This window comes from Thermoactinomyces daqus, assembly GCF_000763315.1.
GTDB classification, from domain to species: domain Bacteria; phylum Bacillota; class Bacilli; order Thermoactinomycetales; family Thermoactinomycetaceae; genus Thermoactinomyces_A; species Thermoactinomyces_A daqus.
Genome location: NZ_JPST01000040.1, coordinates 1 through 820, shown reverse-complemented (window position 1 = coordinate 820; position 820 = coordinate 1). Strand labels below are relative to the sequence as shown.

General features: G+C 47.2%; 2 protein-coding genes and 1 other RNA gene. All 3 read left to right on the top strand.

What is annotated here, in order from left to right:
- Positions 1-241: hypothetical protein (locus JG50_RS0115330; RefSeq protein ID WP_235281704.1), on the top strand; the 241-nt coding region annotated here is incomplete at its 5' end.
- 93 nt (positions 242-334) lie between these two features.
- A complete protein-coding gene (locus JG50_RS0115325) occupies positions 335-628 on the top strand; it encodes a hypothetical protein (protein ID WP_033102004.1) in 294 nt (97 codons plus the stop codon).
- A gap of 3 nt (positions 629-631) precedes the next feature.
- An RNA gene (locus JG50_RS19485) (hammerhead ribozyme type II) lies at positions 632-701 on the top strand.
- The last annotated feature ends 119 nt before the right edge of the window (positions 702-820 follow it).

Here is an 820-nt window from a genome sequence, read left to right as displayed (position 1 = left end):
GGCGGTCGTACCAATGCCCATGCGGCAGATTGGATTCCATATGGAGCAGCCGCAACCGAAACCAGCATCGACACCAGCCCCCCGCTTTCAACCGAACATGAAAGCAAGGGCGGAGGCGATGAAAAAGGCTCGGGCGTTGATGGAAGAACTGGGCCGGATTCCTACTAAAGGTGAGTTAATGCAGCAAGGGTTATCGGAATATTACGCAAAATGGGCAAAGGGAGAACTGAAAAAACAATAAGGGAGACGAGAACCAGAAAACGCGGGAGACCGCATAACTTCTCCGTCTCCCACCGTCTCCCAAAACAGCAAACAGCAAAAGGAGGCCACATGAATGTCCAAATACAAACTGGTTATCACCAGAGTCGAAGGTAATGAATTGATCCCAGTAGCTGAGATGGATATGGGATCAAAAAGACGGCTTGAAATTGCATTTCAGACTATCCAAAACTATCACAGCAGATACAACGAGCATTTAATGAAACCGAGTGAAGATTGGCTGATCGATATGACTATCGATGGAGATCTTTATGGAGATCCTATCGTGACCCGGAGAGAATTTGCTAACTTCTTGATTCATGTCAGGAATATATGGACTGATCTGGATAAATTTCAGCCAGGAAAGTAAAAAAGGCGAAACAAGGGGCTGCGGCTCCTTGTCCGGGCAGTGTGGCGACTGCCCGCTGATGAGCCAGCCCCGCAGGAGGTGAATTCAGATGATTCGGATCATTCTAAAAAATAACGACGATGAAGCAATTGAATTCGATTTGGACACTCTCATTTCTCCGCAAGGACAGTGACTATAAGGAGCATTCCTGTA

What these genes read in the sequence shown, in the direction of transcription:
- JG50_RS0115325 (WP_033102004.1), top strand. Translation starts at nt 335, where the DNA reads ATGTCCAAATACAAACTGGTTATCACCAGAGTCGAAGGTAATGAATTG.